At 58.6% G+C, this 14,101-nt stretch carries 13 protein-coding genes; all 13 read right to left on the bottom strand.

Annotated elements, in window-relative coordinates:
• Window positions 1–10: 10 nt before the first annotated feature.
• On the bottom strand, window positions 11–214 hold the full coding sequence (locus ABFI50_RS11990; protein ID WP_003856610.1) for a YbdD/YjiX family protein: 204 nt from the start codon (window positions 212–214) through the stop codon (window positions 11–13).
• A gap of 97 nt (window positions 215–311) precedes the next feature.
• Window positions 312–2,465, bottom strand: coding sequence for a carbon starvation CstA family protein (locus ABFI50_RS11995; RefSeq protein WP_014882408.1), 2,154 nt, complete (start codon window positions 2,463–2,465; stop codon window positions 312–314).
• A 191-nt stretch (window positions 2,466–2,656) separates the two neighbouring features.
• On the bottom strand, window positions 2,657–3,574 hold the full coding sequence (locus ABFI50_RS12000) for a WYL domain-containing protein (RefSeq protein WP_100124577.1): 918 nt from the start codon (window positions 3,572–3,574) through the stop codon (window positions 2,657–2,659).
• A 178-nt stretch (window positions 3,575–3,752) separates the two neighbouring features.
• Window positions 3,753–4,262 carry a 4-hydroxyphenylacetate 3-monooxygenase reductase subunit gene (locus tag ABFI50_RS12005; RefSeq protein ID WP_014882409.1) on the bottom strand — a complete coding sequence of 170 codons (510 nt, stop codon included), beginning with the start codon at window positions 4,260–4,262 and terminating at the stop codon, window positions 3,753–3,755.
• 17 nt (window positions 4,263–4,279) lie between these two features.
• Window positions 4,280–5,842, bottom strand: a complete 1,563-nt coding sequence (gene hpaB, locus ABFI50_RS12010) for a 4-hydroxyphenylacetate 3-monooxygenase, oxygenase component (RefSeq protein ID WP_023338987.1) — start codon at window positions 5,840–5,842, stop codon at window positions 4,280–4,282.
• Window positions 5,843–6,037: 195 nt separating this feature from the next.
• Window positions 6,038–6,928 (bottom strand): 4-hydroxyphenylacetate catabolism regulatory protein HpaA, encoded by an 891-nt coding sequence (gene hpaA, locus ABFI50_RS12015; protein WP_014882411.1) that lies wholly within the window; start codon window positions 6,926–6,928, stop codon window positions 6,038–6,040.
• Window positions 6,900–8,252, bottom strand: a complete 1,353-nt coding sequence (gene hpaX / locus ABFI50_RS12020) for a 4-hydroxyphenylacetate permease (RefSeq protein ID WP_347484129.1) — start codon at window positions 8,250–8,252, stop codon at window positions 6,900–6,902. Before hpaX ends, hpaA begins: the two co-directional genes overlap by 29 nt.
• A 21-nt stretch (window positions 8,253–8,273) precedes the next feature.
• Window positions 8,274–9,071 carry a 4-hydroxy-2-oxoheptanedioate aldolase gene (gene hpaI / locus ABFI50_RS12025; RefSeq protein WP_014882413.1) on the bottom strand — a complete coding sequence of 266 codons (798 nt, stop codon included), beginning with the start codon at window positions 9,069–9,071 and terminating at the stop codon, window positions 8,274–8,276.
• Between the two features lie 10 nt (window positions 9,072–9,081).
• Entirely contained in the window at window positions 9,082–9,885 is an 804-nt protein-coding gene (hpaH, locus tag ABFI50_RS12030; protein WP_087529109.1) for a 2-oxo-hept-4-ene-1,7-dioate hydratase, read from the bottom strand.
• A 127-nt stretch (window positions 9,886–10,012) separates the two neighbouring features.
• Complete coding sequence (locus ABFI50_RS12035; protein ID WP_014882415.1) at window positions 10,013–10,393, bottom strand: 5-carboxymethyl-2-hydroxymuconate Delta-isomerase; 381 nt, start codon at window positions 10,391–10,393, stop codon at window positions 10,013–10,015.
• A gap of 9 nt (window positions 10,394–10,402) precedes the next feature.
• Window positions 10,403–11,254, bottom strand: a complete 852-nt coding sequence (gene hpaD / locus ABFI50_RS12040; protein WP_014882416.1) for a 3,4-dihydroxyphenylacetate 2,3-dioxygenase — start codon at window positions 11,252–11,254, stop codon at window positions 10,403–10,405.
• Window positions 11,255–11,256: 2 nt separating this feature from the next.
• Window positions 11,257–12,723: a 5-carboxymethyl-2-hydroxymuconate semialdehyde dehydrogenase gene (gene hpaE / locus ABFI50_RS12045; protein ID WP_014882417.1), complete on the bottom strand. Its 1,467-nt coding sequence runs from the start codon at window positions 12,721–12,723 to the stop codon at window positions 11,257–11,259.
• The gene (gene hpaG / locus ABFI50_RS12050) at window positions 12,720–13,997 is read right to left on the bottom strand and encodes a 4-hydroxyphenylacetate degradation bifunctional isomerase/decarboxylase (protein ID WP_023331949.1); all 1,278 of its coding nucleotides are present in this window, start codon (window positions 13,995–13,997) and stop codon (window positions 12,720–12,722) included. Before hpaG ends, hpaE begins: the two co-directional genes overlap by 4 nt.
• Window positions 13,998–14,101: the final 104 nt, after the last annotated feature.

Raw genomic sequence — 14,101 nt, forward strand, 5'->3', positions numbered from 1 at the left:
GTTCTCTCCTTTAGCAGCAGCGGACGCCGCCTTCTCCACTTCCACCGTAGCGTGCTTCCTGACGCTCGCGGAAGAATTCAGTGTAGGTCATGTACGGTTTATCCGGATGGTTGGTCTTCATATGCTCAACGTAGTTGTCATAGTCCGGAATACCAATCAGCATTTTTGCCGCCTGACCGAGGTATTTTTTCGCTTCGCCTAAGTTACCAAACATAATGCATCCTGATAAGACAAAGCCCGGTGGCGCTACGCTTACCGGGCCTACAGTACCGTTGTAGGGCGGGTCAGCGTAGCGCCACCCGCCATTTTTTTTAATGGTGTGAAGAGGTCTTCACGCCGCCTTCCGGCACCGGCACGTACGGCGTTTCTTTATCCGTACGGCCTTCGGCGTTACGCACTTTCAGCCAGGTTTTGATACCGTAGAAAATGATGCTGTACACCACCACCAGGAACAGAATGCTCAGACCTGCGTTGGTGTAGTTGTTCACCACGATATGGTTCATGTTGGCAATCTGCTGCGCGGTCAGATCTGCGCCGCCTGCGGCAATCTTCTCTTTGTACTGGTTCGCCATGAAGAAGAAGCCTTCCAGCTGCGGGTTGGTGCTGAACAGCTTCAGGCCCAGCGCCCAGGTAGTGCAGAGCAGCAGCCACAGTGCAGGAATGACGGTCACCCAGATGTATTTGGTGCGTTTCATTTTCACCAGTACGACGGTGCCAAGTACCAGGGCCACAGCGGCCAGCATCTGGTTAGAGATACCGAACAGCGGCCAGAGGCTCTTCACGCCGCCGAGTGGATCAACCACGCCCTGATACAGCAGGTAACCCCACAGGCCTACGCAACCCGCAGTGCCGAGCACACCCGCCACCAGAGAGTCGGTTTTCTTCAGGAACGGCACGAAGTTACCCAGCAGGTCCTGCAGCATGAAGCGGCCCGCACGGGTACCGGCATCCAGCGCGGTGAGGATAAACAGCGCTTCAAACAGAATACCGAAGTGGTACCAGAAGCCCATGTCTGCCCACGGCAGCACTTTATGGAACACATGTGCGATACCGACAGCCAGCGTCGGTGCGCCACCTGCGCGGTTCAGCACGGACGGTTCGCCGATGTCTTTCGCGGTCTGCATGATCTGCTCAGGGGAGATCACGAAGCCCCAGGAGCTGACGGTCGCTGCCGCGTGGGCGCTGGCATCCTTCAGCTGGGCCATGATCAGCGCGGTATTTTCGCCGCCCATCTCATGCAGGTTTGGCATGGTGATGCCCAGACCCGCAGGCGGGGTGTTCATTGCGAAGTACAGGCCCGGTTCGATGATAGACGCCGCAACCAGCGCCATGATCGCCACGAAGGATTCCATCAGCATCGCGCCGTAACCGATAAAGCGCGCGTCGGTTTCGTTGGCCATCAGCTTCGGCGTGGTGCCGGAGGAGATCAGCGCGTGGAAGCCAGACACGGCACCACAGGCGATGGTGATAAACAGGAACGGGAACAGCGCGCCTTTCCACAGTGGGCCGGTGCCGTCAATGTACTGAGTCACCGCCGGCATTTTCAGCTCAGGGTTGATGATCACAATCCCGATAGCCAGCCCGACGATAACCCCGATTTTCAGGAAGGTCGCGAGGTAATCACGTGGTGCCAGAATCAGCCATACCGGGAGCAGGGCGGATACAAACGCGTAACCAATCAGCGCGAAGGTGATGGTGGTGTCCTTAAAGGTCAGCGCCGGGCCCCAGTACGGGTCATGCGCAATGACGCCGCCAAAGTAGATAGAGGCAACCAGCAGCACGATACCAATCACGGAGACTTCGCCCACGCGTCCTGGGCGCAGGAAGCGCATGTAAATGCCCATGAACAGCGCGATCGGTACGGTAGAGCAGACGGTAAACACGCCCCACGGACTTTCGGCCAGCGCTTTCACGACGATCAGCGCCAGCACCGCGAGGATAATGATCATAATCAGGAAACAACCGAACAGGGCAATGGTGCCCGGCACGCGACCCATCTCTTCTTTGATCATCTCACCCAGCGACGAACCGTTACGGCGTGAGGAGATAAACAGCACCATAAAGTCCTGCACCGCGCCCGCCAACACCACGCCCGCCAGCAGCCAGAGCGTACCCGGCAGGTAGCCCATCTGCGCGGCCAGTACCGGGCCGACCAGCGGGCCAGCGCCTGCAATGGCGGCAAAGTGGTGACCAAACAGCACGTAGCGGTTGGTTGGCACGTAGTTTAGGCCGTCATTGTTAATGACCGCCGGCGTGGCGCGCGTTGGGTCGAGCTTCATGACCTTCTGCGCGATGTATAAGCTGTAGTAGCGATAAGCCACAAGATAGACGGAAACGGACGCGACGACGATCCACAGGGCGCTGACGTGTTCGCCCCGGCGTAATGCGACAACCGCCAGACAGAAAGCACCGAGGATCCCGAGTAAGGCCCAGGGCACGTGCTTAAGTAGTTTTTTAGTATCCATAGTAAGACCTGGTTTTTTATGTAAAGAAAAAAGGGTCAAGGTTCGTTGTGAGGAGGTATTGAGTAATGCTGGAGCGATCGTGCCAGATCCTCGCGCGTGTAAAGGTGGGTAAATGAATGAGTGGTTGAAAGTGACGGGTGAGCGGTCAAAGGAAGCGGCGAGTGGTTAAGGCTCGCCGCCGCTGGAGGAAATTATGTGATTGAGATCACGTGGTTATCCGGGCTGCGCGCCATCGCCAGATAGTTTTCCAGCGTTTTAACCAGTTTCTCCTTCAGCCAGTTCGGCTCCAGGATTTGAATGTTCGGCAGCCAGTAGAACAGCAGCGGCAGGATCTGGTTCTCGTGTGCCGCCCGGCAGCGCAGCGTGATACCGCCGCGTTGTTCTTCCAGCAGCTCTTGTTCCGGCAGAAGATCCCGGCGCAGGAAGTAATGTGAAATATTATCTTTAATGAATATTTTCACGGTGAAAGTATCTTCAGACACCCACGGATCGAGGCTTTTTTCCAGGAGCGCGCGGACATTCTCTTCAGGGGTAAAATGGGTTTTCTGAATATCAAACCAGCGAATCTGACTCAATGAAAAGGATTTAAGCCGACTATTTTCGGTAGCTTGTAAATACCATATATTTTTTTTGTTAATGAGTTTATAGGGATTAATCAGGCGGGTTTTACCCTTATAAACGATCTGGCAAACATTATGGTTATTAATAGATTTCTCAATTTTCGCTAAATGACGGCTGATATCACGTTGTACCGTGTGCTCTGCGTCGTTACCAAGGATAAGAATATGATTTTCGTCAACGCGTGTTTCCAGCTTTTGCCAGAATTCCGTATTTCTTTCAGGGAAAAAGTTATCTGCATTCAGGAAGTTAGCCAGTGTGTGATGTAACCCTTGTCCGCCGGGAGATTGTGCGGAATGGATCAGCCGATATAGCCCGTTACCGGTATGTTCAACGATAGGAGAGAGCGCATTTAAATCCCGGTAGACGGTACGCTCGGTAATTTTAAATTTGGTCATTAGCGCACTGCGGTTTACCACACCGTTTAAATGTAGCTCAACCAGAATATCGACCAGACGTTCAGCCGAGCGGCTCCGCGTCGTTTTAGCCATAAGGTCATCCTGTATATTAGGTATGCGCTGAATGAAGCGGGAAGCACTGACCAGAGATGTCAGTATTCAGGCACAGAAAATTTATCTTATGGTTGTATAACGGCGTGATTTAGCGGAAACCTTAGGAGTTTTTGCAGAAAGTGGCGCTGGCCGAAAAAAAGGCCAGCGCGCGGGAGAATTACGCGGTGGCTTCCACCTCCATCATGACCGGGTGGAAACGGCGTTTGAAGTAGATCAGGCCGTGTCCTGCATCACTCAAAATGATATTTTTAATTTCAACAAGATACACCAGATGCGTGCCGATGGTTTGCACCTGGCTTATCTCGCCTTCAAGGCTGGCCAGCGCACCTTTCAGCATCGGCTGCGCCAGCGGGCCTTTCTGCCAGCAGGAGAGGGCAAAGCGCTCCTCCATTGTCATACCGGTCATCCCGGCGAAGTGGCGAGCCATGATCTCCTGCTCGTGGTTCAGCACGTTTATGCACAGTCTGCCGTTGCCCTGGAATACCGGGTTCATGGCGCTGTTGGCGTTGATGCACACCATGACCGACGGCGGGGTGTCCGTAACCGAACAGACTGCGGTGGCGGTAATGCCGCAGCGGCCCGCTTCCCCCTCGGTAGTGACGACATTGACTGCGGCCGACAGGCTGGCCATCGCGTCGCGAAAACGCAGGCGTTCTTCTGATTGCATTGAAACCTCCCGCTGCGCTATTTCAGCAGCTTATCCAGCATGTTGATATCGCTGTTGTTGTGCAGGTGCGGCACCGTCCAGCCGTGTTGGTCGTATTCGGACATACAGCGGTCGACCATCGCCATCATTTTGTCCATGTTGCCGGAGCTCTGCGCCTGGCGCAGACACTGCAGGCGAATTTCATCCTGGCTACCGGAGTAGTTGATCTCATACAGCTCGTGACGGCCGCCAAACTCGCTGCCAATGGCATCCCACATCAGCTTCAAAATCTTGATGCGTTCGACGTGATCCATGCCGTTGGAGCCGCGCACGTATTTCGCCAGATACTGGTCAATCTGTGGGTTATTCAGGTCCCGCGCGCTGGACGGCAGATAGATCAGCCCGCTGGTGACGTTACGTTCGATAATATTCTTAATCTTCGCGTAGGCCATCGGAGCCATCACGCGGTAGGTCTGCAGCGCCGCGTGGTCCGGCAGATACGCGCCATTGACCCACGGCGTGGCTTCAGAGCACATGGAGTCGCTCAGCGCCCAGAACATATTGCGCCAGGCCACCACCTCGCCGAGATCCGCCTGTACGCCGCGGAATTCAAGAGTGCCGGTACACTCCAGCGATTTTTTCAACAGGGCGGTGATGAAGTCGAGCTTCACTGCCAGGCGCACGCATGCCTGTAGCGGATACATCCGCGCAAAGCCACCTTCCATCGTCCAGCGACGACAGCGGTCGAAATCGCGGTAGATCAGCACGTTTTCCCACGGGATCAGCACATGATCCATCACCAGGATCGCGTCGTTCTCATCAAAGCGGCTGGAGAGCGGGTAGTCATACGGGGAGCCGGTTGCGCCAGCCACCATCTCGTAAGAGGCACGGGAGATGAGCTTGACGCCTTCGGCATCCATCGGTGCGACGAACATCAGCGCAAAGTCCGGGTTTTCGCCCATCACCTGCGCGGAGCCGAAGCCGATCATGTTGTAGTGGGTCAGCGCCGAGTTGGTTGCCACCACTTTCGCCCCGCTGACAACGATCCCGGCGTCGGTCTCTTTCTCCAGTTTGATGTAGACGTCTTTCACCTCATCCGCCGGTTTGTGGCGGTCGATAGGCGGGTTAACGATGGCGTGGTTGAAATACAGGCCGGTTTCCTGAATGCGGGTGTACCAGTTGCGGGCGTTCTGCTCGAACTGACCGTAGAAGGCCGGGTTGGCACCGAGCGCGCAGCCGAACGCGGCCTTATAGTCCGGCGTGCGCCCCATCCAGCCGTAGCTGAGGCGTGACCATTCGGCGATAGCGTCGCGCTGCTGGCGCAGGTCGTCGGCGCTTTTCGCCACGCGGAAGAACTTGTGGGTGTAACCGCCGCTGCCGGTGTCGGTGCCCCAGCACAGCGTGTCCTGCATGTCCGGCTTGTGCAGGGCGTCGTACATCTGCGCGATGGAGGCTGCCGCATTGCGAAACGCCGGATGGGTGGTGACGTCTTTGACGCGCTCGCCGTAGATATAAATCTCACGCCCGTCCTGCAGGCTTTTTAAATACTCTTCACCGGTTAACGGACGTTTGGCATCGGCGCGGAAATCTTCAGGCTTCATAGGGACCTCGTATCGGAATGGTGATGTTAAATTTATGTTTTGTTTTTGTTGTTTAATTGAAGCCTGAGAGGGGCGGAACGTGAAGGGACGATTGGGACAACGGCGGGTACTTTTCGGGGGGGATGTGGATTTGTGATCTGTGCGGCTTTTCGGCGGGTGGCGCTGCGCTTACCCGCCCTACGAACCGTGATGCGTTCAGGAAACCGGTACTTTCTGCGCCCGATATGCGCTTGGCGAGCACCCCACTAAGCGGTTAAAAAAGCGGGCGAAATAGGCCGGATCTTTAAACCCCAACTGCCAGGCAATCTCGCTGACCGCGCTGTCGGAAAAGAGCAGCAGCCGTCTGGCTTCCCGCAGCTGTCGGTCGAAGATCAACCGCTTCGGCGGGCGATTGGCGAAGCGGCGACAGATATCGGTTAGTCGGGATTCGGTCAGGTGCAGTTCGCTGGCGTATTCCGGCACCGTCCAGTGCTGGTGGTAGTGCGTGTCGATCAGCTGGGTAAAGCGCTGGAACAGCTTCAGCTCGCCGCGCATACCGCCTGAAGCGTGATCGTCGAGCTTCGCGTTGCGCAGCAGCAGAGTGAATACGGCCTGCGCCAGCAGAACCAGCGTATGCTCGCGGCCCGGCAGCTGTTCCATGGACTCCCGGGCTATCAGCTGCCAGTAGTGTTTCAGCGCCGCCAGTTCATCAGGCTTGTCGGCCAGCGACAGGCAGATCCCCGGCAGACCAAACGCTTCCCGGGTGCCGGGGTAGAGCACCTCCAGCAGCGGCCAGATCAGATCCTCGCGCACCGTCAGCACGTGCCCGTCGCTGTCGGATTCGGTAATAAACGCGTGCGGCACCGACGGCGGCGTGAGAACGAAAAGCGGGGCCTGCACCGAGTAACGGTGATCGTCGAGCTGGAGTTCAATCTGCCCGGTATCCAGAAAGTGCATCTGAAAATACTGGTCGTGACGATGCGCCTGCATGTCGCGGCCAAAAAAGGCCGCCATGCGTGCGAACGACTGGTAGTGCACATCGTCGGTGCCCAGACTTTCGTCGTACTCCTTGCTGATATCAATGTTGGCGATAGGGCTCTGGCACATGATCGTTCCTCTGTTGATCCCGCTGCGTCATCGGAATGCGCGTCAGCACCAGCGCGCCGACCACCAGTAGCCCGGCCACGAACCACAGCCCGGAGCTGAAGCTGCCGGTCGCGTCGCGCAGAATGCCGATCAGCAGCGGGCTAACGGCAGAACCCACGTTGCCGATGGCGTTGATCACCGCCAGTGCCACCGCACGGGACTGCAGGCTAATCACCCGATCTGGCGTGGTCCAGAATATCGCCATGGCGGTAAATGATCCGGTTGAGGCCATGATGATGCCAAGCAGCTGGATCAGGCTGTGATCGGTGGCGGAGGCCAGCATCCATCCCGCCGCCGCGAACAGGTACGGCAGGATGGTGTGCTTTTTTCGCTCTTTCAGCCTGTCGGATCGGCGGCTCCACCAGATCATCCCGAGGATGGTGCAAAACTGCGGGATCGCCGCCAGCAGGCCAATGACGATATTGCTGCTGCCGGTGTTAAAGCTCTGCAGGATCTGCGGCGTCCAGATGTTGATCGCGCTCAGCGTGTTGGTCAGGCAGAAGTAGGCCAGCGTATAGAGCAGCACGGCGGGCGTCAGCACTTCTCGCAGCGTCGAGCGCGGCGTGACGGCGCGGGTAATGGCGACCTCCTGCTCGCGGGCGATCATGGTTTTCAGCGCCTGCTTTTCGTCCTCATCCAGCCAGGTGGCCTGATCCGGCGTGTCGTTAAGGTAGAACCAGGTTACTACCCCGAGCACTACTGACGGCAGCCCTTCCAGCAGGAACAGCCACTGCCAGCCCTTCAGGTTCCACAGCCCGTCCATCGCCAGAATGTACCCGGAGAGGATTGAACCGAGCATCATGGTGACCGGCATGGCGATCATAAACAGCGCGTTGGCGCGGGCGCGGTGATAGGCCGGGAACCACCATGTGAGATAGACCAGGATCCCCGGCAGGAAACCGGCTTCGGCAATGCCAACCAGCATGCGCAGGACGTAAAGGGTTTCAGGGCTGGTGGCGAACATGGTGCAGGTGGAGGCGATGCCCCACACCACCATGATCCCGGCGATCCAGCGCCGCGCGCCGATCTTCGCCAGCATGATGTTGCTTGGGATCCCGCACAGCACATAGGTGACGTAAAACAGGGTTGCGGCCAGGCCAAACATGGTGGAGGTGAGGCCGAGATCTTTACCCATCGTCAGTCCGGCAAAGCCGATGTTGATGCGGTCGAGAAACGAGAAAACAAACAGGATAAAGAGAAACACGATTAAACGTCGGAACAGCTTGTTAATGGCGCGTTGTTCAACAGCTTTATTATCATGGGTTTGCAGGGTAGAGGTCGTCATGGTGCGCTCCAGATCTTACGTTTAGTAGACGGATTTATTGTTATTAACTGACGTAACCGGTTGTTCGATAAAGCGTGCAGCCAGCGCTTCCGCACCGCGGGCGAGCAGGGTGGTGTCGACGCCGACGGCGACAAACAGCGCGCCGAGGTCGAGATAGCGTTTTGCCAGCGCCTCGTTTGCCATCAGGATGCCGGGGGCTTTGCCCGCGCTCAGGATCTGCGCGATCGCCTGCTCGATAGCGGCCTGGACCTCCGGGTGCTGCGGATTACCGGCAAAGCCCATGTCGGCGCTGAGATCGGCCGGGCCGATAAACACGCCGTCGACGCCTTCCACGTCGAGGATCTGCGGCAGGTTTTTCAGCGCCTCACGGGTTTCGATTTGCACCAGTACGCACATGGCGTCGTTAGCCTGCTGCAGATAGTCCGGAATGCGGTTCCAGCGCGACGCTCTTGCCAGCGCGCTGCCGACGCCGCGAATGCCCGCCGGTGGGTAGCGGGTGGCACGTACCGCCAGCCGCGCTTCCTCGGCGTTTTGCACCATCGGCACCAGCAGAGTTTGTGCGCCGACGTCCAGCAGCTGTTTGATCTGCACCGGATCGTTCCACGACGGGCGCACCACCGGCTGGCTCGGATAAGGGGCGATGGCCTGCAATTGGGTTAAGACGGTTTGCACGCTGTTCGGGGCGTGCTCGCCGTCGATCAGCAGCCAGTCGAAGCCTGCCCCGGCCAGCAGTTCGGCGCTGTAGCTGCTGGTGAGCCCCAGCCATAAGCCGATTTGTGGACGGCCCGCTTTCAGCGCCGCTTTGAATGCATTCTGCATGATTGTCTCCTTACACAAAGCGGCAGCTGATGGAGCCCATGTTGCCGTAGTCAACGTGGAAAGTGTCGCCTCTGCTGGCGGGCACCGGGCGGGTAAACGAGCCGCCGAGGATGATCTGCCCCGGCTCAAGCTGCACGTCGTACGGCGCCAGCTTGTTCGCCAGCCACGCCACGCCGTTCGCCGGGTGGTTAAGCACGCCAGCGGCCACGCCGGTCTCTTCGATCACGCCGTTGCGGTAGAGCAGGGCGGAGATCCAGCGCAGATCCAGCTCGTCGGGCTTAATCGGGCGACCGCCGAGGATCACCCCCGCGTTGGCAGCGTTATCGGAGATGGTGTCGAACACCTTGCGCGGGCGCTGGGTTTCCGGGTCAACGTTGTGGCAGCGGGCGTCGATCAGCTCCAGCGCGGGAATGACGTAATCCGTGGCGTTGTAGACGTCGAAGATCGTGCAGTTCGGGCCGCGCAGCGGTTTTGCCAGCACGAACGCCAGCTCTACTTCGATGCGCGGGACGATAAAGCGATCGACGGGGATGTCGCTGCCGTCGTGGAAAAACATGTCGTCCAGCAGCGCGCCGTAGTCCGGCTCGCTGATCTGTGAGCTGGCCTGCATCGCTTTGGAGGTGAGGCCGATCTTGTGACCCTTCAGCACGCGGCCTTCGGCGATTTTCAGGTTTACCCATTCGCGCTGAACGGCGTAGGCGTCGTCAATGGTGATCTCCGGGTAGTCCAGCGAGATCGCGCGGATCTGCTCCCGGGTTTGTTCCGCCTGATGCAGGCGGTGGGCGATCAGGGTATGGGTGTGTTTATCGAGCATGGCGATATCCTGTTGTATTGTTTTCTCCCTCTCCCCGTGGGAGAGGGCCGGGGTGAGGGCATCAGGCCGCTGAGATTTCCCTCACCCTAACCCTCTCCCAAAGGGAGAGGGGACAGATCGAGCGGTATTACTTAAACAACGCGTGCACGTTGTTTTGTTTGTAATTGAGCGTCGGGTGCAGTTCGTCCAGCTCGAACGACAGCGCCAGATAGCGGGCAGCCATCAACGCCGCAAAGTGCGCTTTGATAAGCCCAAACAGCATTTCCCCCACGGCTTCCCGACTTTCCAGGCTGCGCCCGGAACCGATCTTCAGCGTCATATGCACAAAGGCGTAATCTTGCTTACCGTCGGCCATCTGCCAGGTATCCAGCCAGTGGGCGCGGCTGCGGATACCACCGATCGGGAAGATGCCCGTGGCGGCCAGCGCCTCGTTCACTTTGGCGAACAACCCCGGCAGGTCTGCCTGCTCGCGGATGTTGTCGGTACATTCAGCAATAAAGTGCGGCATGGTGGCTCCTCACGCGGGCAGGGGGAAAACGGCGTTAACCTGGCCGGTGCCGGAGCTGGCGAACAACTCGGTGAGAAACTCCACCTTGCCGTCGTATTTGTCCCAGCCGAGCATGCCCAGCAGCATCACCGTGTCATGCATATTGCCCTCGCCGTAGCAGTAGTCGGCGTACTCCGGCAGCATGCTGCAGAATTCTTTGAACTGCCCCTCGCGCCACAGCTTCACCACGCGCTCGTCCATCTGGCGGTCAAACTCGCGGGTATAGCTGTTCATCCCTTCTTCCGCGCGCTGGTCGTCGATAAAGCGGTGCGACAGTGAGCCGCTGGCGAGCACCGCTACGGTGCCGTCGTATTTTTTGATGGCGCTGACGATGGCCTCACCGAGTTTGCGGCTGTCGGCGAAGTCGTGAACGGTGCAGAACGCCGAGATAGAGACCACTTTGAAGTGTTTATCCGGGTTCATGTAACGCATCGGCACCAGCGTGCCGTACTCCAGTTTCAGGCTTGGGATGTTGTGCGCCTTGGCGCGCACGCCGAGCTTCACCGCCTCGTCGGCAATCAGCTGGCCGAGCGCCGGGTTGCCGTCGTAGTCGTAAGTCATGTCGCGGATAAAGTGCGGCAGTTCGTTGCTGGTGTAGACGCCTGAAAAATGGTCCGCACAGTTGATGTGGTATGCGCTGTTCACCAGCCAGTGGGTATCGAAGACGATGATGGTGTCCACGCCCAGCTCGCGGCAGCGCTTGCCGATCTCTTTATGCCCGTCGATGGCGCCCTGACGGCAGCCGTGGTTTTTCCCCGGCAGCTCGGAGAGATACATTGACGGGACGTGGGTGATTTTTGCCGCTAACGCTAATGTACCCATGATCAGATCCCCCATTTTGGAATCGGATGGTCGCCCATGGAGATGCAGACGTTCTTCATCTCCGCAAACACCTCGAAGCTGTACTCGCCGCCTTCGCGCCCGGTGCCGGAGGCCTTCACGCCGCCAAACGGCTGGCGCAGGTCGCGCACGTTCTGGGTATTGACGAACACCATGCCCGCTTCGATATTGCGCGCCAGGCGCAGCACTTTGCTGACGTCCTGGGTCCAGATGTACGACGCCAGACCGTACTCCACGTCGTTCGCCAGGCGCAGACCTTCCGCTTCATCCTTAAACGGCAGCAGGCAGGCCACCGGCCCGAAGATCTCCTCCTGCGCCACGCGCATGCGGTTGTCGACGTCCGCCAGTACGGTCGGGCGCAGGAAGTTGCCGCCTTTCAGATGCGCAGGCAGGTCGGTCGGTTTGTCCGGGCCGCCCGCCAGCAGGGTCGCGCCCTCTTCAATGCCGAGGCGAATATAGCCAGAGACTTTCTCCCAGTGTGACTTGCTGATGAGTGCCCCAATCTGGGTGGTCGGATCGGTCGGGTCGCCCACGCGCAGACGGTTGGCACGCTCCGCAAAGCGTTTGACGAACTCCGGGTAGATGCTCTGCTGGATGAAGATGCGCGAGCCCGCGGTGCAGCGCTCGCCGTTGATGGAGAAGATGGTGAACAGGGCGGCATCCAGCGCGCGCTCGATGTCCGCGTCTTCAAAAATCAGCACCGGGGATTTGCCGCCCAGCTCCATGGAATACTTCTTCAGCCCGGCGTTTTTCATAATATTGCGCCCGGTGGCCGTGCCGCCGGTAAAGGAGACGGCTCGCACGTCGTGATGACGCACCAGCGCATCGCCTGCCGTCGCGCCGTAGCCCTGCACCACGTTGAGTACACCCGCCGGAATGCCCGCCTCCAGCGCCAGCTCGCCCAGACGGTCGGCGGTCAGCGGGGAGAGTTCAGACATTTTCAGTACCGCGGTATTACCCAGCGCCAGGCACGGGGCGACCTTCCAGGTGGCGGTCATGAACGGCACGTTCCACGGTGACACCAGCGCGCAGACGCCCACCGGCTGCACCAGGGTGTAGTTGAGCATTTTGTCGTCAACCGGGTAGGTTTTGCCGTTCATCTGCTGGCACACCTCGGCGAAAAACTCGAAGTTGTGCGAGGCGCGCGGGATCAGCACGTTTTTAGTCTGGTGGATCGGCAGGCCGGTGTCGGCGGTCTCCATAGCGGCGATCTCGGGCACGTTCTGATCGATCAGATCGCCCAGACGACGCATCAGCCGCGCGCGTTCCTTCATCGGCAGGTTGGCCCATTTTGGAAACGCCTCTTTCGCGGCGGCTACGGCCTGATGGATTTCGGCTTCACCGCCGGAAGCCACTTCGGCCAGCACCTCGCCGGAGGCCGGATTGGTGGTATGGAAATAGTCGCTTCCCGCCACGTTTTTGCCGTTGATCCAATGGTTAATTTTTTTCATTTTGCCGTCTCCTCACTCACAATTCGGTTTACCAGGCGTCCTACGCCTTCCACTTCCACCACCACTTCATCCCCCGGCACCACGTCGGACAGCCCCTTCGGCGTGCCGGTGGCAATCATGTCGCCCGGTTGCAGGGTCATAAAATCGCTCAGGTAGGCAATCAGGAACGGGATGCTGAAAATCAGATCCGCCGTCGTGCCAAGCTGTCGCAGTTCGCCGTTAACGAAGGTGCGCAGGGCGAGGTTGTGTGGGTCGGGGATGGCTTCTTTTGGCACGATGTTTGGGGAAATGGGGGTCAGCCCGTCGCGGCTTTTCACCCGCAGGTTTGGGCGGTAGTAGTTCTCGAGATAGTCGCGGATGGCGTAGTCGTTGCAGACCGTATAGCCCGCAACAACGTCCATCGCCTCGGCTTCACTCACCTTACGGGCGGTTTTGCCGATGACCACCACCAGCTCCGCTTCGTAGTGCATGTAGTCGATGTTGTTCGGGCGCACCGAGGTCTGGTCGTCACCGTTGAAAGTGTTCGGCGCTTTGATAAACACCAGCGGCTCGGTGGGGGGCTTGAAGTCCAGCTCGCTGGCGTGGTCGGCGTAGTTCAGGCCAAGGGCGAACAGCGTGGCGTGCGGGGGCGTGCGGTGAGCGATAGCGACGTCGCGTTCGTCCACCACCGGGTTTTCCAGCGGCGGAAACCCTTTTGCCAGAATGCGTACCCGGTCTCCAGGGCGGATCTCGACGCGGCTGTGCGGGGTGCCGAGCAATATCGCATCGCCGGGATTAAGGGTCGCGAACTCACTCAGGGCGCTCAGCAGCTGCGCGGCGTTGCGATGCAAATCGGCCGTATTCCAGTGGTCCGCCTCGCGGCCGTTAATCTCGGTGATGAGGGTCAGGTTATCTACGTTATCAACGTTGACCAGCTCGCCCAGCGGGCAGAATCCGTCCCGGCATTTCGCCTTGATCGCCGGGCGGTAGAAGCTCTCTTCCGGCAGACTCACCTCGTTGGCCAGCGCATATCCGGCAATGTACGCCGCCGCGTCTTCCTCGCGCACCTTGCTGGCCGTTTTGCCCACCACCAGCGCGACCGTTGCACCGCTTAGCACTGTTTCACCCTGCGGGAAGGGAATGGGATCGCCTGCGCGGATCACGGTGTTATGCGGTTTGATAAACCACACTGCCGTTTTCGGCGGCGTGTTGTAGGGGGCTTTTTCAAACGCCTCAGCCCAGGCATCGCGCTGGCTTTGATGATTCAACGCGACGGCAAAAACGGTACCTTTCATTCACCTGCTCCTCACCCCGGCAGTCCGGGTTATGATTTCATTAATATGTTAATGATCTGGTTTTATGCTTTTGCTGTTTATTTCGCAATCAGAAGTGAAAAATT

Origin of the sequence: Enterobacter sp. HNDS-6 (assembly GCF_039850505.1) — a bacterium.
GTDB lineage: Bacteria > Pseudomonadota > Gammaproteobacteria > Enterobacterales > Enterobacteriaceae > Enterobacter > Enterobacter kobei.

Coding starts and splice junctions, on each gene's coding strand:
- ABFI50_RS11990 (WP_003856610.1), bottom strand. CDS start 214: ATGTTTGGTAACTTAGGCGAAGCGAAAAAATACCTCGGTCAGGCGGCA.
- ABFI50_RS11995 (WP_014882408.1), bottom strand. CDS start 2,465: ATGGATACTAAAAAACTACTTAAGCACGTGCCCTGGGCCTTACTCGGG.
- ABFI50_RS12000 (WP_100124577.1), bottom strand. CDS start 3,574: ATGGCTAAAACGACGCGGAGCCGCTCGGCTGAACGTCTGGTCGATATT.
- ABFI50_RS12005 (WP_014882409.1), bottom strand. CDS start 4,262: ATGCAATCAGAAGAACGCCTGCGTTTTCGCGACGCGATGGCCAGCCTG.
- hpaB (WP_023338987.1), bottom strand. CDS start 5,842: ATGAAGCCTGAAGATTTCCGCGCCGATGCCAAACGTCCGTTAACCGGT.
- hpaA (WP_014882411.1), bottom strand. CDS start 6,928: ATGTGCCAGAGCCCTATCGCCAACATTGATATCAGCAAGGAGTACGAC.
- hpaX (WP_347484129.1), bottom strand. CDS start 8,252: ATGACGACCTCTACCCTGCAAACCCATGATAATAAAGCTGTTGAACAA.
- hpaI (WP_014882413.1), bottom strand. CDS start 9,071: ATGCAGAATGCATTCAAAGCGGCGCTGAAAGCGGGCCGTCCACAAATC.
- hpaH (WP_087529109.1), bottom strand. CDS start 9,885: ATGCTCGATAAACACACCCATACCCTGATCGCCCACCGCCTGCATCAG.
- ABFI50_RS12035 (WP_014882415.1), bottom strand. CDS start 10,393: ATGCCGCACTTTATTGCTGAATGTACCGACAACATCCGCGAGCAGGCA.
- hpaD (WP_014882416.1), bottom strand. CDS start 11,254: ATGGGTACATTAGCGTTAGCGGCAAAAATCACCCACGTCCCGTCAATG.
- hpaE (WP_014882417.1), bottom strand. CDS start 12,723: ATGAAAAAAATTAACCATTGGATCAACGGCAAAAACGTGGCGGGAAGC.
- hpaG (WP_023331949.1), bottom strand. CDS start 13,997: ATGAAAGGTACCGTTTTTGCCGTCGCGTTGAATCATCAAAGCCAGCGC.